Origin of the sequence: Acinetobacter baumannii, assembly GCF_009759685.1 — a bacterium.
GTDB lineage: Bacteria > Pseudomonadota > Gammaproteobacteria > Pseudomonadales > Moraxellaceae > Acinetobacter > Acinetobacter baumannii.
In genome coordinates this window covers 1615118-1631267 of the sequence record NZ_CP046654.1, presented here as the reverse complement: position 1 = coordinate 1631267, position 16150 = coordinate 1615118, and the positions used below count along the sequence as shown (strand labels likewise).

The following is a 16150-nucleotide window of genomic DNA, read 5'->3' as shown; positions in this document are numbered from 1 at the left end:
TAATAAAAAGCCCGATTTGATATCGGGCTTTTTATAACGCTTCATGGTTTAGAAGTTTGATTCTTCCCTCTCAGGGTTCACTTCTTGAGTTGAAGCATCAATCTTTAAGATCAAGCTAATCATAGCTGCACACATCATTAAAGACGTACCACCATAACTAATAAATGGCAGAGTTAAACCTTTGGTTGGCATTAAGCCCATGTTCATACCCGCATTTACCAAAATCTGGAGTAAGAAAATAATACTAATACCGTAAGCCAAATAGCCTGCGCGAAGATAATGATGTTTCAAGGCACGGTGGCCGATTTTGATACAACATGCCAGCATCAAGAAAGATAAGCCAATGACAATCGAAATACCAAAGAAACCAAATTCTTCACCTAACACAGCCAACATAAAGTCAGTATGCGCTTCTGGTAAATAGGAAAGCTTTTGAACACTATGCCCCAAGCCTGTACCAAACCACTCACCACGACCAAAAGCCATTAACGCATTTGATAACTGATAACCCACACCTAATGGGTCTGCCCAAGGGTCAGTAAACGAAATCAAACGTTGGAAACGGTAAGGTTCAAATAAAATCAAAAACACAATACCCGTGACAATTGCACCAAGCATGATTAAGAATTGTGTTGGAGGCGCACCCGCTAGAAAGAACACACCGACCATCATCATGACAATAACCACCGTCGCACCCAAGTCAGGCTCGGCAATAATTAAACCTACCGTAATTGCCATAACGCCACTTAAACGAAGTAAGCCTTTCCAGTGGGTACGGACTTCTTTGGCACGGCGTACTACGTAATCTGCGGTAAAGATGGCCATCATAACCTTGGCAACCTCTGTTGGCTGCAAGGTAAAACCACCAATTTTAATCCAACGTGTGGAACCGTTAACTTCCGAACCTACAGCCAAAGCCGCAAGTAACAAAACCATGGTTAATAACCACAGTGGAAAGGTATTTTTAAACCATGTATTGAGTGATATTCGATAGGTTAAATAAGCCACCACGCCAGCAGCAACGATTGAGATCCCATGACGAATCACATAGTGAAATGGGTTTTCATGCATATATTCAGCATAAGGCATGGAAGCAGATGCGACCATCACCGAACCGATACATAACAATGCAACCACACAGAAAATCAAGACATTACGTGGCGTCACTTCCGCTGGCCATTTCGGCAATATCCGTTCATACCAATGATTGATTTTCTGGATTGTGGTCTGAGCTAAGCCTGCCATACTACATTCCTAATCATATTTTCTTTAAACCAACGAATTGACGCAGGCAACAAACTGCTGACCACGGTCATTATAACTTTTAAACATATCAAAACTTGCACATGCTGGTGATAGCAATACCACATCTTCAGCCTGTGTTTCACGTTGACACAGCTCGACAGCTTCTTTAAGCGTTGCTGCATGTAAAATTTTAGTTGCGCCTTGAATGGCTTGTTCGATGACAGGCGCATCTTCACCAATCAATACCACAACTTTGGCATATTTTTCGATAGAAGAACGTAAAGGAGAAAAATCTTGCCCTTTACCTTGGCCACCTAAAATAAGTGCAACCTTACCTTTTTTCACTTCAATGGCAGCACCTAAGCCATCAATTGCTGCAAGTGTAGCACCAACATTGGTACCTTTAGAGTCATTATAATAACGGACATCATGCACGGTTTTAACGTACTCACAGCGGTGCTCTAATCCTTTAAATTGTTTTAAAGTTTCAAGCATTGACTCCATAGGTAAACCAATTGCCTCCCCCAATGCTAAACACGCTAAAGCATTGGCTACGTTGTGCATACCTTGAATATATAAATCTGAACTTTTAATTAAACGCTGTAAACCACGAGCAAGCCAAAGCGTACCGTCGGCATCTCTTAAAACGCCATATTGATTTAAATCCGGTGCGTTTAAACCAAAGCTTTGCATTGGTGTCGTATCTGGAACAAGTGGACGGCTTAAAGCATCGTCTCGGTTAAATACAACTTTTTTAGCGCCTTGGAAAATACGATGTTTTGCTTGGTGATACCCCAGCATATTTCCATGACGGTCTAAATGGTCTTCACTCATATTGAGAACCACTGCTACCTCAGCGTTTAAGTGAGAGGTGGTTTCTAACTGAAAGCTTGATAACTCAAGCACCAGTAACTCTGGTTGATCTTTAAGTAAATCTAACGCTGGTCGACCAAGATTGCCACCTACTGCAACTTTCTTACCTGCATCCTTAGCCATTAAGCCAATTAAAGTGGTTACAGTACTTTTTGCATTGGAACCTGTAATCGCTACAATCGGCACATCAGTGGCACGGCGCAATAACTGGATATCGCCCACCACAGAAATACCTTTAGCAATAGCTGCCTGAATTTCCGGTAATTGTGGTGCAAGGCCTGGGCTTAAAATAATCTCTTCTGCTTGTAATAATAATTCTTGATCAAGCTGACCAAAACTGGTTTTAACGCCAGCCGGAATCTGATCGTGTCCGGGAGGTGTGGGGCGGGAATCCGTTACAGCAACTTGGTAGCCTTGTTCATGCAGGAAATTTACAGCAGAAACGCCTGATATTCCCAAGCCTGCTACAACTTTTAATCCACCACGTTGTATTAACATTTTTGCCCCACAATTTATCAATCGACAGAATGGCAAAAATGTTAGCACTTTGCTGTTTTGAATGCTTTTTCAGTTTGAACTTTATTCATCTTTTTTTGTGTCAGTGCGTAAAAAAGCCATCAATATGATGGCTTTTTATACGAAACAGGAATGGCTGAATTTACTGCCATTTAACTGGTTTAATTTCTTGAACTGTATTAGTGGGTTTATCTTCACTTGAGCAGCCACAGCCACCTGCACAACCAAAAGTCATTTTTGGTTTCAGCCATTTTGCTAAAGTTGCCCAACCCTGCTTTTCACAAAAAACGGATAGTGCTGAAAAGGCCGAGTTTGCTGTTTTTGGAAATACTTTCTTAAAAACAACAACAGCACTCCAAATCACTAAAACCGCAATAATCAGATATTGAAGCATATACAACCTCCTTTATTGCTTTAACCCCAATAGTGGGAAGCAATTTGATAGGTAACAAACGATGCAAAATAAGCTAAACCAAACAGATATGTAGTCATAGCTGCAACATGTTTCCATGAACCTGTTTCACGACGTACTGTTGCCAATGTTGCCAAACAATGCGGCGCATAAATGAACCACACTAAAAGCGATAAACCTGTTGCCAACGACCAACCTGTACCATCTGCACTAATTAAATGAGATAAACCTTGTGCTACCGCATCTTCATCGGTTGCCGACAAGGCATATACAGTACCTAATGCAGCGACCACAACTTCACGAGCTGCCATAGCCGGGATTAAGGCAATACAAATTTGCCAGTTAAAACCAACTGGAGCGAATAAAGGCTGGATAAGGTGTCCAAGCATACCTGCGAAACTATAATCTATAGCAGGCAATGTCGCCCCTTCTGGTGGCTGCGGGAAAGTACACAAGAACCAGAGCAAAATAGAAAGCGCAAAAATGATTCCACCGACGCGTTTCAAGAAGATCTTTGCACGATCTAACAAACCGATTCCCACACTTTTTAAATCAGGGAAACGATAACTCGACAGCTCTAGCAGTAAAGCGTGTTGAGACTTATCTTTTTGGAAAAATTTCATTAAGAATGAAACACACAGTGCACTCACAATCCCAGCCATATACAGACCGAAAAGCACCAGTCCTTGTAGGTTGAAAATACCCCAGACCATTTTCTCTGGAATAAATGCAGCAATCAGCAAGGCATATACGGGTAAACGTGCCGAACAAGTCATTAGTGGCGCAACCATAATCGTTGTAAAACGGTCACGAGGGTCACTAATACTACGCGTTGCCATAATTCCCGGTACTGCACAAGCAAAGCTTGAAAGTAACGGAATGAAAGCACGTCCACTTAAACCAGCTTGAAACATTAATTTATCAAGTAAAAATGCTGCACGCGGTAAATAGCCCGATTCTTCTAGTACTAAAATGAAGAAGAACAAAATTAGAATTTGTGGCAAGAAAACAACTACGCCACCTGCACCCGCGATAATTCCGTCAACCACCAGACTATGCAGTAGTGGCTGTGTAATCACAGAACCTACTACTTCACCCAGCCAGCCGAAGAAGCCTTCAATACCATCCATAAAAGGCGCTGCCCATGCAAAAACTGCTTGGAACACAATAAACATCATGATGGCAAGACTAAGTAGACCTAAGACTGGATGTAAGAAAATTCGATCGAGAAAATCAGTACGCTTGTCTTCCTGATCAACATAATGAACAACATCTTTAAAAATCATATCGATTTTTTGATGATGAGTCCCAGTTAAGCCACTCAGTTCAGTTTGTGGCACACTGTATTTTTCTTGATCAAGGGCATGTAATAAATTTTCAATACCCGCATTACGGACAGCTACTGTTTCAACGACTGGTACACCCAAACGTTGAGATAACTTTTGAGTATTAATCTGGATGCCACGACGACGCGCTTCATCCATCATATTCAGTACTAGTAAAATCGGACGACCTAATTCGATCATTTCGAGTACAAGGCCTAAATGCAATTTTAAGTTAGTCGCATCAACCACACATAAAAAAGCGTCTTGTTGCCCCTCTTCCGCTATTTTTCCTAAACAGACATCACGAGTAATTGCTTCATCCGGACTGGTCGCATTAAGACTGTATGTACCCGGCAAATCGAGCACTCGAACCGAACGGCCCGAAGGTAACTGAAAATGACCAACTTTACGCTCGACCGTTACACCGGCATAGTTGGCGACTTTTTGTCGAGTTCCAGTTAAATGGTTAAAAAGAGAGGTTTTACCACAGTTAGGGTTTCCCACAAGGGCAATACGTAACGCATCACTCATGCGGGTACTCCTTCTTCTATCTGAATTTCGATTTTTTCCGCTTCTGCTTTACGTAAAGCGAAACGAGTAAAGCCAATTTGGATTAAGATCGGATCACCACCAAAAACACCCTTGGTAATCACTTCCACTCGTGTGCCTGGTACAAAACCCAGACTTTCCAAACGAATTGCGACCAAATCTTGCTGCTCGGACTCTACTTCTATCCGATTCACTTTGGTGATGGTCGCCGCTTGCTTCACTTTCAACGCTGATAAACGCACCGCATCCGATCCTAAACCTTTTTTACTAGTATACATATAAATGAGAATAATTACCAAATAAGGTTAGATTTCAATTCTTATGGAGTTTAATCGACAAACCTTAAAGTTTCTTTTACAGTACAGTGGTTTAGAGGAAGTTGTTTATGATAAATAAAAAACCGCGTATTCCAAGCCCTGTTCAAATTCCTGAACATTTAAGCTTTTTACAAGGTTTTCGCGACTATCTGGTTGCACAGACAGTCAGTCCGCATACGCGCAATGCCTATTTATCCGACCTGATTCAATGTAGTGAACTTCATAAAAAAAATAGATTGCCAGATTGGACGAGCGATGACATTTCTGACGTCCTCATTGAACTTACCAAAGTAGGGAAAAGTCCACGTTCAATTGCTCGTTGCTTATCTGCACTACGTCAGTTTTATAAATTTCTACGTGAACAGAAATTACGAAGTGATAATCCTGTAGCTACTCACCATTCACCAAAAATTGGCCGAGCTTTACCTAAAGACTTGTCTGAAGAAGATGTAGAAGCGCTCATTCAGGCGCCAGACATTACAACGGCGTTGGGCTTACGTGACCGAGCAATGTTTGAAGTCCTTTACGCTTGTGGTTTACGTGTCTCTGAATTACTAAATTTACGCCTCGAACTTATTAATTTAAAACAAGGTTACTTGCGTATTACGGGTAAAGGTAACAAAGAACGTTTAGTGCCTTTAGGCCAATATGCCTGCGATTGGGTAGAACGCTACTTAAACGAGGCACGTCCACAACTTTATAAAAGTTCAACTGACTATTTATTTTTAACCCAGCACGGTGGAATTATGAGCCGTCAGAACTTTTGGTATGCCATTAAGCGTTATGCGCTACAGGCCAATATTCAGGCTGAACTTTCACCTCATACCTTACGTCATGCTTTTGCCACGCATCTACTTAATCACGGGGCGGACTTACGCGTAGTACAAATGTTACTGGGCCATAGTGATTTATCAACCACGCAAATCTATACGCATGTAGCACAAGTCAGAATGCAACAATTGCATGAAAAACATCACCCTAGGGGTTAAAATTTTTTAAAAGAATATTTTGGAATGCACCGAACAATCACTTGATTTCGTTCACAAAGGTTAAGAAAGTTTTAACAATACACACTAGATTTTTTGTTATGCTTAGCAGCTTCTGACTATAAATACTGATGAAATAAGGGTTATCTATGTCCTTTACCCGATCTCAAATTTTTCTTGCCTGTGCTTTGGCTTCTAGCCTGTTGTTCAGTGCTTGTTCTAAAGAAAACAAACCACAAAAAGAAGATGCGCTCACAGCGACCGCACCTGCTACAGGGGAAGCTTCAACCATTATTGAACGCAATGCTAAACAGCGTTTAATTGAAACTTTGCAAAAACAATTTAAGAATGCAAATATCAACGTCAAGATTTTAGATATTAAGCCTACCGAAGTTCCTAATTTATATTGGGTTAACCTTGAAGGAATGACGTCGGTTTATACAACAAGTGATGGTAAATACCTGATTCAAGGCGATGTCATCCGTTTAGGCGGTAAAGAACTTCATAATATCGGCGATAGCCTTCAAGCCTCAGAAAACAAAAAGCATCTTGCTGCTTTAAAAAATGAAGACTTAATTGTTTATCCAGCTAAAGGCGGTAAAGCTAAACATGTGATTTATGTGTTTACCGATGCAAGCTGTCCTTACTGCCATAAATTACATGAGCATTTAGCTGAGATTAATGAGAAAGGTATTGAAGTTCGTTACATTGCATGGCCACGCGGCGAACAGTTTATGCCAACTATGGAAGCGGTTTGGTGTAGTGCAGACCGTAAAGCTGCATTTGACCAAGCTGTACAGGGCATTAGTATTCCACCTGCTCAATGTAAAAACCCTGTTCGCGAACAATACCAACTTGGTCTAAACATGGGCGTAAATGGTACACCAGCTATTTATAATGTTGATGGTGAGTACTTGGGTGGCTACTTAACACCAGATGAATTGATTAAACGATTGGATAAATAACCCTCTCCAAGTTGATGAACACTTCATCATCCATCTTACAAATAAAGCGCTGATCTTATTGCAGCGCTTTGTTTTTTCAATAAATACTTCTTCTCATACCAGTGTTTAAAGAGTGATCTACTCTTCTTTTCCAAACATCGCACTCTAAATCACTGAACAGGCGCTAAAAGCGCTAGAGTCTGGCGTTTTTTTTAGCTATGATCTAGCTTCAATTAAATGATTCAATGATGATATGGAGTGTGACGTGAAACCAGTTCGCCTGGCAATACTCGGTCTAGGTACCGTAGGTGGAGGAGCCCTTAAACTACTACAAGAAAATGCCGCTGAAATTAAACGTCGCACCGGTCGAGAAATTCAAATTACCCACGTTGGAACACGTCGTCCTCGTCCAGATCTCGAATTGGAAGGGATTAAACAAAGCGCAGACTTACTTGATATCGTTCGTCAACCCGATGTGGATGTGGTTGTAGAAGTTATGGGTGGTATTCATCCTGCTTACGAAATCATTATGGAAGCGATCAAGCACGGCAAACAAGTCGTGACTGCAAACAAAGCATTACTCGCTGAACATGGTAATGAACTATTTAAAGCAGCAGAAGATAATGCTGTACAAATTGCTTATGAAGCAGCTGTTGCTGGTGGCATCCCGATTATTAAAGTAATCCGTGAAGGCCTTGCGGCAAACCATATCGAATGGCTTGCAGGCATCATTAATGGCACAGGTAACTTTATTTTGACTGAAATGCGTGAAAAAGGCCGCGCATTTGATGATGTATTAAAAGAAGCTCAAGAACTCGGTTATGCAGAAGCTGACCCAACTTTTGACGTTGAAGGTATTGACGCTGCACACAAGCTTACAATTTTAGCTTCTTGTGCGTTTGGTATTCCTTTGCAATTCGATAAAGTCTATACCGAAGGTATCAGCAAAATTACTGCACAAGATGTGAAGTATGCTGAGGAGCTTGGTTTCCGTATTAAACATCTAGGCATTGCCCGCCGTGCTGAAAAGGGTATTGAGCTACGTGTTCACCCAACACTTATTCCAGATGAGCAGCTTATTGCGAACGTAAACGGCGTTAAAAATGCTGTTTTAGTTCAAGCCAATGCAGTAGGTCCAACACTTTATTACGGTGCTGGTGCTGGTGCTGGCCCAACAGCTTCTGCAGTTGTTGCCGATGTAATTGATATCGTTCGTGATATTTCTTATACAGAAGATGGTGCAGGCACAATTCCTCAACTGGCTTTTGAAGCATTAACAAATATGCCAATTTTAAGCCGTGAAGAAATGACCACAGGTTATTACATCCGCTTAAATGCTGAAGATCAGACTGGTGTACTTGCAGATGTGACGACCATCTTAAGCCGTGCCGGAATCAGTATTGATGCCATCATGCAACAATCTCGCTTAAAAGACCTCATTCCAATTGTGATTTTGACTGATCCAATCGTTGAATCCAAAATGGATGACGCTCTTGCGCAAATTCAAGCATTACCTGCAATTCGTGGCGAAATCGTAAGAATTCGTTTAGAATCGCTCGATAGTTAATCAGGTTGAGGGAAAGATTCCCTCTCCCGCTTCACCTCATAATTGGAACACCATCATGTCTAATGCCAATCGTTATACTGGTCTTGTAGATCGTTATCGTGACCGTTTGCCAGTTTCGGCAACTACTCGTGCTATCTCTTTGGGTGAAGGCAACACCCCTCTCATTAAACTTGAGAATATTCCACGTATTATTGGCAAAGACGTTGAAATTTATGTGAAATACGAGGGCTTAAACCCGACTGGTTCATTTAAAGACCGTGGTATGACCATGGCTGTAACCAAAGCGGTTGAAGAAGGCTCTAAAGCAATTATCTGTGCATCTACAGGTAACACTTCTGCTGCTGCTGCTGCCTATGCTGCACGCGCCGGTATCAAAGCGTTTGTTTTGATTCCGGAAGGCAAAATTGCGATGGGTAAAATGGCGCAAGCCATGATGTATGGTGCGATCACTATGCAAATTCGTGGTAACTTCGATGATGGTATGCGTCTTGTAAAAGAAGTGGCTGATCAAGCACCTGTAACGATTGTAAACTCAATCAACCCTTACCGTTTGCAAGGTCAAAAAACTATTGCTTATGAAATCGTTGAAGCTTTAGGCCGTGCACCTGATTACCACTGCTTACCAGTTGGTAACGCAGGTAACATTACAGCTCACTGGATGGGTTATACCGAAGCAGTAGCTAACCAGCCTGCTGACCAATTTGAACAAGTTGTTTATGACGCTGCGACTGATCAATTCACTGGTCCAAAACCAGAAGGCTTACCAACAATGGTAGGTTATCAAGCTTCTGGCGCAGCTCCTTTCTTACGTGGTGCTCCAGTAGAAAAACCGGAAACAGTTGCAACTGCGATTCGTATTGGTAATCCACAAAGCTGGAACCATGCAAAAGCTGTAGTACGCGACTCTAAAGGTTGGTTCGATGAACTTCAAGACAGCGAAATTTTAGAAGCTCAACGCTTACTTTCTATGTATGAAGGTGTATTTGTTGAGCCAGCATCTGCTGCTTCTATTGGCGGTGCAATCCGTGACATTAAAGCCGGTAAGATTACTGAAGGTTCTGTCATTGTATGTACAGTAACGGGTAATGGCTTGAAAGACCCTGATACAGCAATTAAACAATGTGCTGATGCAGTGATGTTGTCAATTGATGCAACAATGGACCAAGTAAAAGATTCGATTTTATCTAATATGTAAAATCTGAGTTTTTATAAAAAGCGGCTGTTTAATACAGCCGTTTTTTTATGCTTTTTAAATGGCATAAAAAAACGCTTCTTAAAAGAAGCGTTTTTAAAAATAATTAAATTAAATACGTTTTGGCAAATTACTTAACCAACCAAGCAAGTTAGTTGCATCATTATTACGTGCCTGTGTACTTGGTTCACCCAATAATACAATCACTGCTGGACGTGAGTTCACAGTAGTATGCATAACCACACAACGGCCTGCTTCATTAATATAACCTGTCTTAGATAAGTTGATATTCCAACCACCATTACGGACTAAAGCATTTGTATTATTTGATTTAAGAACACGATAACCTAAATTAAAGTCATAGGTCGGTGTGGTTGAGAACTGACGAATCAAACCATATTGAGATGCTGTACTCGCCAAAATTCCCAAGTCACGTGCAGAAGATACATTACGCGGATCTAAACCAGTTGACTCATAATAATGAGTTGCATTCATACCTAAAGCACGCGCTTTAGCATTCATTGCCGCCACGAATGCAGCACGGCCACCCGGATAAGTACGCGCTAGAGCTGCTGCTGCCGGATTTTCTGACTTCATAAGAGCAAACAGAAGAACTTCTGCGCGGTTCATTTTATCGCCAACACGAAGTGTTGAGCTTGAGTTTTTCCCACCAGCCCCAGCAAAATCAATTTGCTCAAGTGTAATTTCTTCAGACATGTTTAAACGGGCATCTGCCGTTACAACTGCCGTCATCAATTTGGTAATAGAAGCGATCGGCACTGATGCGTTGGTATTTTTACTATAAAGTACCTCACCTGTTTGTGCATCCATTACAAGTGCAGCACGTGCACTGACACTTGGCTGGGCGTTATAACCCACAGTATCACGGATTGGAGCAACTTTAGGGGCAGAAGTAATAACTCTTGGCGCATTACTGCCACGCAAAGTTGTGGTTACAGAAGTTGAACCTTGCGGAGTCGGTTCATCATCTTCATCATTTAAAAGTTGACTAGCATCCGCTGCAGACCAATTTAAACTTGCAGTACCAGTACTCCCTGAAGACGGGTTATTGACGAGTTCTGCAAAGCTTGTTGAACTCAAACTAAGCAAAATAGACATGCTTAGCACATGCATTAAAGACTTTTTAGAATTTTTCACGGCACAATACTCGACTCAGGGTGACACACATTTGCGCTTACTATCATTATGCCTTACATTTGAGATATAAGGTATAAAGCTTTTACCGACACAATTGTGCACAACTATTCGCTCACTATAGAAGAATAGGATTGCTAATTTTGTCATTCCATTGCAAGCTTATTTTGCTTTATGTAACAAAAAACTTGTTTTTTGAAAGAAAGGAGGTCTTCTTGATTACAGTTTTAGTTGTCGATGACCATGAACTGGTACGTACGGGTATTTGCCGTATGTTAGAAGATCATGCCGATGTTGAGGTAATTGGACAAGCCGAATCGGGCGAAGAAGCAATTGCTATCGTTCGCCAACAACATCCGCAAGTCGTACTGCTGGATGTCAACATGCCGGGCATCGGTGGTGTAGAAACAACCCGTCGTTTATTACAGACGGCTCCAGAGACGAAAGTCATTGCTGTAAGCGGCCTTGCCGAAGAGCCTTACCCATCTTTATTATTAAAAGCCGGTGCAAAAGGCTATATCACTAAAGGCGCGCCAATTGCCGAAATGGTTCGTGCAATTAATAAGGTCATGCAAGGCGGTAAATATTTTAGTGCAGATATTGCCGAACAACTCGCGAGCTCATATTTATCCGACACTCAACAATCCCCTTTTGATTCATTATCGGAACGGGAAATGCAAGTTGCAATGATGGTCGTCAACTGTATTAGCGCCCAAGAAATTGCCGATAAACTTTTTGTAAGTGTGAAAACTGTAAATACTTACCGTTATCGTATTTTTGAAAAGTTAGGAATTGATAGCGATGTAAAACTAACACATCTTGCGATTCGTTACGGTTTGATCAAGCCATAACCAAACTTACATGCAATTTCCCTTAAATTCATCCTTGTCCCATACGATTTTTCGTTTGGGCACTTGGTATGGCTTATACCGTCTTATTATTGCGGTTAGCCTGAATATTATTTTAGTTTTAACCGATGCGCAAACTGATAACAGTTTGCAGCAACCTGCCTTATATTCCTACACACTACTCGGGTATTCCCTCTTAAGTCTTGTTCAGCTGTTATGCTTTAAATTTATTGCCACTCAAGCCACGCGACAGCTTATTTTATTTTTTATTGTTGATATTATTTGTTTGAGTTTACTGACTTTTTCTGTGGGTGAACCAAATTTACAACTCAGTTTACTCTATGTAATTGCCATCTTTACTTCGGCGATTTTACTCAGCGCAAGAATGTCTTTGCTGATTACATTGCTTGCGGTTATCGCTGTTATTTACCAACGATTTGTAGGTAGTCTATTTGACTATAACAATCTAAATACTATTGGTAATAGCGCTCTCTTAGCTTTTTTATTTTTTGTGGTTCACGGTATTGGCCAAATTGCTGTGCAGCGCTTTAAATTACTTGAAGCACTCACCTTTCACCAGTCAATTGAACTCTATCAACTCCAAAATATTAACCGTTATATCTTAGAACAAATTGAAGAAGGCTATTTAGTTTTAGATGAGAATTACGACATCGTTGTCAGTAATCCTGCAGCCTGTTCACTCTTGGGTATTCCCCCTCAATTTGCCAATGAAAAATATCCTTTAGCGAAGTGGCATGCCGATTTATTTGAAATTTTAAAGTTTGGCGACTTAAAAGAAGGTGACCGATTCATTTTTGAGTCTCGGCTATCGGCGTACTCCATCAACATTAAAGTGCAACACCTTTTGGTCCCACAACAAACGTTAACCCTGCTCATTTTACAAGATGCCCAACAAATTAATCAGCAAGCTCAGCAGCTTAAGCTTGCTGCGCTAGGGCAACTCTCAGCAAGTATTGCACATGAGATCCGCAATCCTCTCGCTGCAATCGTACAAGCAAATGAGTTACTGAAAGATAGCGATCCAGAACAACAAAATACTTTGCGTCATATGATTGGCAAACAAACCAAACGCATTGATAGTATTGTTCAAGATACTTTAGGGCTTGCTCGTAGCGAAAGAACACATCCTATCCAGATCGATGTAAAACACTTCATAGATACATTGCTCGAAGAAGATTTATTTGACGTTAAACATTCAATTCAACTTAAAATTTCGGATAGTTCTCTAAAATTTTTATTTGATGAAAAACAATTAAGACAAGTCATGATTAATCTGGTGAGAAATGCTTTACGGCATAACGCCCCCGACTCGCCGTACATTACGGTCAACATCCATTCACAGACAAATAAAATTTATATTGATGTGATCGATTACGGTGAAGGTGTTTCAAAACGTGATATATCTCAATTATTTAAACCATTTTTTAGTACCGAAATTAATGGAACTGGTTTAGGATTATATTTGTCTCATAGTTTTTGTGAGGCGAACCATGCAAAGCTCACCTATGTAGAGCAAAAACAAGGGGCATGCTTCAGAATAGAATGCCCAATAATATATTGATTTTTTATTAGGTTTTTGGGGAAATGGCAGAACAGCAACCACTGGTTTTGCTTGTAGACGATGAAGAAGATTTGTGCCTTTTAATGCAAATGACACTTGCACGAATGGGGATTAAAACACATCTTGCTTATCGGGTTGAACAGGCCAAACAACTCTTCACACAGTTTCATTACGATGCATGTTTAACCGATCTAAACTTACCCGATGGGAGTGGGTTAGACTTAGTCAAACATGTCTCTCAAAATTATCCCAACACTCCGATTGCGGTTTTAACTGCTTACGGCAATATGGATATTGCAATTGCAGCATTAAAAGCAGGCGCTTTTGATTTTGTAAGCAAACCGGTCAACCAAGTACATCTAGATCAATTATTACAAAAAGCCTTGAATCGGCAAAAAGTAGAGCATGATGCTACCGAGAATGCGTTAGAAAATAAATTATTAATCGGCCGTTCTCTACCCATCCAGCAGCTACGTATTGCAATTAAAAAAATTGCTCGCTCTCAAGCACCGGTATTTGTTACCGGTGAGTCTGGAACAGGTAAAGAAGTAGTTGCTAACTTAGTTCATCGGCTGAGTAACCGTAGTGAAGGCCCTTTTATTGCAATTAACTGCGGTGCCATTCCCACCGAACTCATGGAAAGTGAGCTTTTTGGGCATAAAAAAGGGAGCTTTACCGGAGCAACTCAAGATAAACAAGGCCTCATTTTATCGGCACACGGTGGCAGTCTATTTTTAGATGAAATTGCCGAATTACCTTTAAGTATGCAGGTCAAACTGCTCCGCGCAGTACAGGAAAAAAAGATCCGACCTGTCGGTTCAGATCAGGAAATCGATGTTGATTTCCGTGTGATTAGTGCAAGTCATCAAGACTTAGATTTATTAGTTCGACAGGGCAAATTCCGTCAAGATTTATTCTTCCGTATTCATGTTATGGACCTCATATTGCCACCTCTACGTGAACGTGACGAAGATGTCCTTTTGCTTGCCAATCACTTTATTCAGAAAATTTGTATGGAGTGGGAAACGCCACCTAAACAATTAACAGAAGCAGCCGAAACTTATCTGCTACAGCAACACTTTCCGGGTAATGTTCGCGAATTAAGAAATATGATTGAGCGCGCAATTACCTTAAGTGAAGACGCCACCATAGATATATCTCATTTACATCCTGCTCCTCTAAGAGCGAATATTTCTAATCCTTTTACTTCGGCTACTCAAAGCATACAAACCACTGTGGCGGCTCCTCAAGTCGTAAAAAAATTACCAAGTGAAGGCCTAGAACGTTATTTAGAAAATATTGAAAAAGATATTTTACTCAATGCACTCAATATGACTCATTGGAATCGTACTTTAGCAGCTAAAAAATTAGGAATGACTTTCCGCTCTTTACGCTATCGTCTGAAAAAATTTGGCTTAGATACGGAGACAGAACAGGAAGTATAAAATTTACTTTCTTTTTAGAAGGAGATCGGCAACACGATCTAGATAAACTTCTTCTTTCATTTCTGGAGGTAAGGGATAAGTTTGGTTAGGCTGAATACCTTGCCCCTCAATCATATTACCATTTGGTGTGTAGTAATGTGAGACTGTCATTTGTAGCGCTGCCCCACTCGGTAAAGGGAAAAGCTTCTGTACAACACCCTTTCCATAACTTTTTTCACCCATAACCCAAGCACGTTGATGCTCTTTCATTGCAGCAGTAAAAACCTCTGCTGCCGAGGCAGATCGGTGATTAATTAAAATACCAACTTTTATATTTTGAAAATCGTTACCCGGTAAAGCCTGAAATTGCTGGTTGCCTTCTGAACGACTTTTTGTAGAGACAATAATGCCATGATTTAAAAATAAATCGGCTGACTCAACAGCAGCAGATAACAAGCCGCCTGGGTTATTTCTTAAATCAATTAACACCGCTTTTAAACGCGAAGAACTATTTTCTTCAATTAAACGCTTAATCTCATTGGCGGTATCTTGTTGAAATACTCTAATTTTTAATACCAACACCTGATTGTGCAACATCACAGGCTCAATATCGGTTTCAATCTTTTTATTACGGACTAAACTAATTGGACTATTTGACTCTTCTGTTTGTACTTGAAGCGTCGAGCCTATCGATCCATAAAGCAAACCTAGCACCTGATCATGTGTCAGATTTTTAAGTTCCTGATTATCAATCTTTAAAATAGTTTGGCCATTTCTTAAGCCTAGTTTATATGAATCAGAACCCGTCTTAAGGTCACGAATCATCCATTTATGAACATGTGATTCGGGGCTTAGTACAAAATCAACTGAAGCAAGATCCCCTTCAGTATATTGAATGAGTTGACGGTATTCTTCAGCTGACAAATAGCGGGAGTAACGGTCTAGACCACTGACTAAACCTTTAATTGCCTGTAAAAATAAAGCATCGTCCGATTTTTCATCGACATAGTTATCACGGACGATTCCATATATTTGTACAAACTGTTGAATAGACTCAATAGGCACTTCTGCATAACTTTCTTCTGATTCTGGGGAATCAGGATGCAGAGGCGATAATTTTTCTTTTACAACAGGAGCTGCAAAAGTGAGCTGGCTGCAACACATCAATACGCTAACAAAAAAAGCTTTATATATATTGTGTTGCAGCATTTAGTC

14 protein-coding genes are annotated in these 16150 nt (G+C 40.7%); 7 read left to right on the top strand and 7 right to left on the bottom strand.

Annotated features, from left to right (window positions below):
• Nucleotides 1–48: 48 nt before the first annotated feature.
• From ftsW to GO593_RS07740, 5 genes are all read right to left on the bottom strand, one after another.
• Entirely contained in the window at nucleotides 49–1245 is a 1197-nt protein-coding gene (gene ftsW / locus GO593_RS07760) for a putative lipid II flippase FtsW (RefSeq protein ID WP_000907680.1), read from the bottom strand.
• A gap of 24 nt (nucleotides 1246–1269) precedes the next feature.
• Nucleotides 1270–2616 (bottom strand): UDP-N-acetylmuramoyl-L-alanine--D-glutamate ligase, encoded by a 1347-nt coding sequence (gene murD / locus GO593_RS07755; protein WP_000908241.1) that lies wholly within the window; start codon nucleotides 2614–2616, stop codon nucleotides 1270–1272.
• Between the two features lie 160 nt (nucleotides 2617–2776).
• Nucleotides 2777–3028: a DUF6587 family protein gene (locus GO593_RS07750; RefSeq protein ID WP_000942501.1), complete on the bottom strand. Its 252-nt coding sequence runs from the start codon at nucleotides 3026–3028 to the stop codon at nucleotides 2777–2779.
• Between the two features lie 20 nt (nucleotides 3029–3048).
• On the bottom strand, nucleotides 3049–4902 hold the full coding sequence (gene feoB, locus GO593_RS07745; RefSeq protein ID WP_001278227.1) for a ferrous iron transporter B: 1854 nt from the start codon (nucleotides 4900–4902) through the stop codon (nucleotides 3049–3051).
• Nucleotides 4899–5162, bottom strand: coding sequence for a FeoA family protein (locus GO593_RS07740; RefSeq protein ID WP_002134273.1), 264 nt, complete (start codon nucleotides 5160–5162; stop codon nucleotides 4899–4901). Before GO593_RS07740 ends, feoB begins: the two co-directional genes overlap by 4 nt.
• Nucleotides 5163–5305: 143 nt before the next feature.
• Here GO593_RS07740 and xerD point away from each other — a divergent pair, with 143 nt between their 5' ends.
• The 4 genes from xerD to thrC all read left to right on the top strand — a co-directional run bounded on the left by xerD (nucleotide 5306) and on the right by thrC (nucleotide 9929).
• Nucleotides 5306–6226, top strand: a complete 921-nt coding sequence (gene xerD / locus GO593_RS07735) for a site-specific tyrosine recombinase XerD (RefSeq protein WP_000608735.1) — start codon at nucleotides 5306–5308, stop codon at nucleotides 6224–6226.
• Between the two features lie 146 nt (nucleotides 6227–6372).
• The gene (locus GO593_RS07730; RefSeq protein ID WP_000011163.1) at nucleotides 6373–7188 is read left to right on the top strand and encodes a DsbC family protein; all 816 of its coding nucleotides are present in this window, start codon (nucleotides 6373–6375) and stop codon (nucleotides 7186–7188) included.
• A 244-nt stretch (nucleotides 7189–7432) separates the two neighbouring features.
• The gene (locus GO593_RS07725; RefSeq protein WP_000805827.1) at nucleotides 7433–8734 is read left to right on the top strand and encodes a homoserine dehydrogenase; all 1302 of its coding nucleotides are present in this window, start codon (nucleotides 7433–7435) and stop codon (nucleotides 8732–8734) included.
• A gap of 55 nt (nucleotides 8735–8789) precedes the next feature.
• Nucleotides 8790–9929: a threonine synthase gene (gene thrC, locus GO593_RS07720; protein ID WP_000063594.1), complete on the top strand. Its 1140-nt coding sequence runs from the start codon at nucleotides 8790–8792 to the stop codon at nucleotides 9927–9929.
• Nucleotides 9930–10037: 108 nt separating this feature from the next.
• On the opposite strand, the gene pbpG is transcribed toward thrC, so the two are convergent.
• The gene (gene pbpG, locus GO593_RS07715; protein ID WP_001984577.1) at nucleotides 10038–11084 is read right to left on the bottom strand and encodes a D-alanyl-D-alanine endopeptidase PBP7/8; all 1047 of its coding nucleotides are present in this window, start codon (nucleotides 11082–11084) and stop codon (nucleotides 10038–10040) included.
• Nucleotides 11085–11296: 212 nt separating this feature from the next.
• Here pbpG and gacA point away from each other — a divergent pair, with 212 nt between their 5' ends.
• From gacA to GO593_RS07700, 3 genes are read left to right on the top strand one after another with little or no spacing between them, the layout of a single operon-like run.
• Nucleotides 11297–11932, top strand: coding sequence for a response regulator transcription factor GacA (gene gacA, locus GO593_RS07710; protein ID WP_000633799.1), 636 nt, complete (start codon nucleotides 11297–11299; stop codon nucleotides 11930–11932).
• A 10-nt stretch (nucleotides 11933–11942) separates the two neighbouring features.
• A complete protein-coding gene (locus tag GO593_RS07705; protein ID WP_001160331.1) occupies nucleotides 11943–13511 on the top strand; it encodes a sensor histidine kinase in 1569 nt (522 codons plus the stop codon).
• A 23-nt stretch (nucleotides 13512–13534) separates the two neighbouring features.
• A complete protein-coding gene (locus GO593_RS07700; protein WP_000840559.1) occupies nucleotides 13535–14956 on the top strand; it encodes a sigma-54-dependent transcriptional regulator in 1422 nt (473 codons plus the stop codon).
• A 3-nt stretch (nucleotides 14957–14959) separates the two neighbouring features.
• Here GO593_RS07700 and GO593_RS07695 read toward each other — a convergent pair whose 3' ends face one another.
• On the bottom strand, nucleotides 14960–16144 hold the full coding sequence (locus GO593_RS07695) for a S41 family peptidase (RefSeq protein WP_000939110.1): 1185 nt from the start codon (nucleotides 16142–16144) through the stop codon (nucleotides 14960–14962).
• Nucleotides 16145–16150: the final 6 nt, after the last annotated feature.

Excerpts from the sequence above, each read along its gene's own strand:
- murD (WP_000908241.1), bottom strand. The coding sequence starts at position 2,616 with ATGTTAATACAACGTGGTGGATTAAAAGTTGTAGCAGGCTTGGGAATA.
- GO593_RS07700 (WP_000840559.1), top strand. The coding sequence starts at position 13,535 with ATGGCAGAACAGCAACCACTGGTTTTGCTTGTAGACGATGAAGAAGAT.
- thrC (WP_000063594.1), top strand. The coding sequence starts at position 8,790 with ATGTCTAATGCCAATCGTTATACTGGTCTTGTAGATCGTTATCGTGAC.
- GO593_RS07695 (WP_000939110.1), bottom strand. The coding sequence starts at position 16,144 with ATGCTGCAACACAATATATATAAAGCTTTTTTTGTTAGCGTATTGATG.
- GO593_RS07705 (WP_001160331.1), top strand. The coding sequence starts at position 11,943 with ATGCAATTTCCCTTAAATTCATCCTTGTCCCATACGATTTTTCGTTTG.
- feoB (WP_001278227.1), bottom strand. The coding sequence starts at position 4,902 with ATGAGTGATGCGTTACGTATTGCCCTTGTGGGAAACCCTAACTGTGGT.
- xerD (WP_000608735.1), top strand. The coding sequence starts at position 5,306 with ATGATAAATAAAAAACCGCGTATTCCAAGCCCTGTTCAAATTCCTGAA.
- ftsW (WP_000907680.1), bottom strand. The coding sequence starts at position 1,245 with ATGGCAGGCTTAGCTCAGACCACAATCCAGAAAATCAATCATTGGTAT.
- GO593_RS07750 (WP_000942501.1), bottom strand. The coding sequence starts at position 3,028 with ATGCTTCAATATCTGATTATTGCGGTTTTAGTGATTTGGAGTGCTGTT.
- GO593_RS07730 (WP_000011163.1), top strand. The coding sequence starts at position 6,373 with ATGTCCTTTACCCGATCTCAAATTTTTCTTGCCTGTGCTTTGGCTTCT.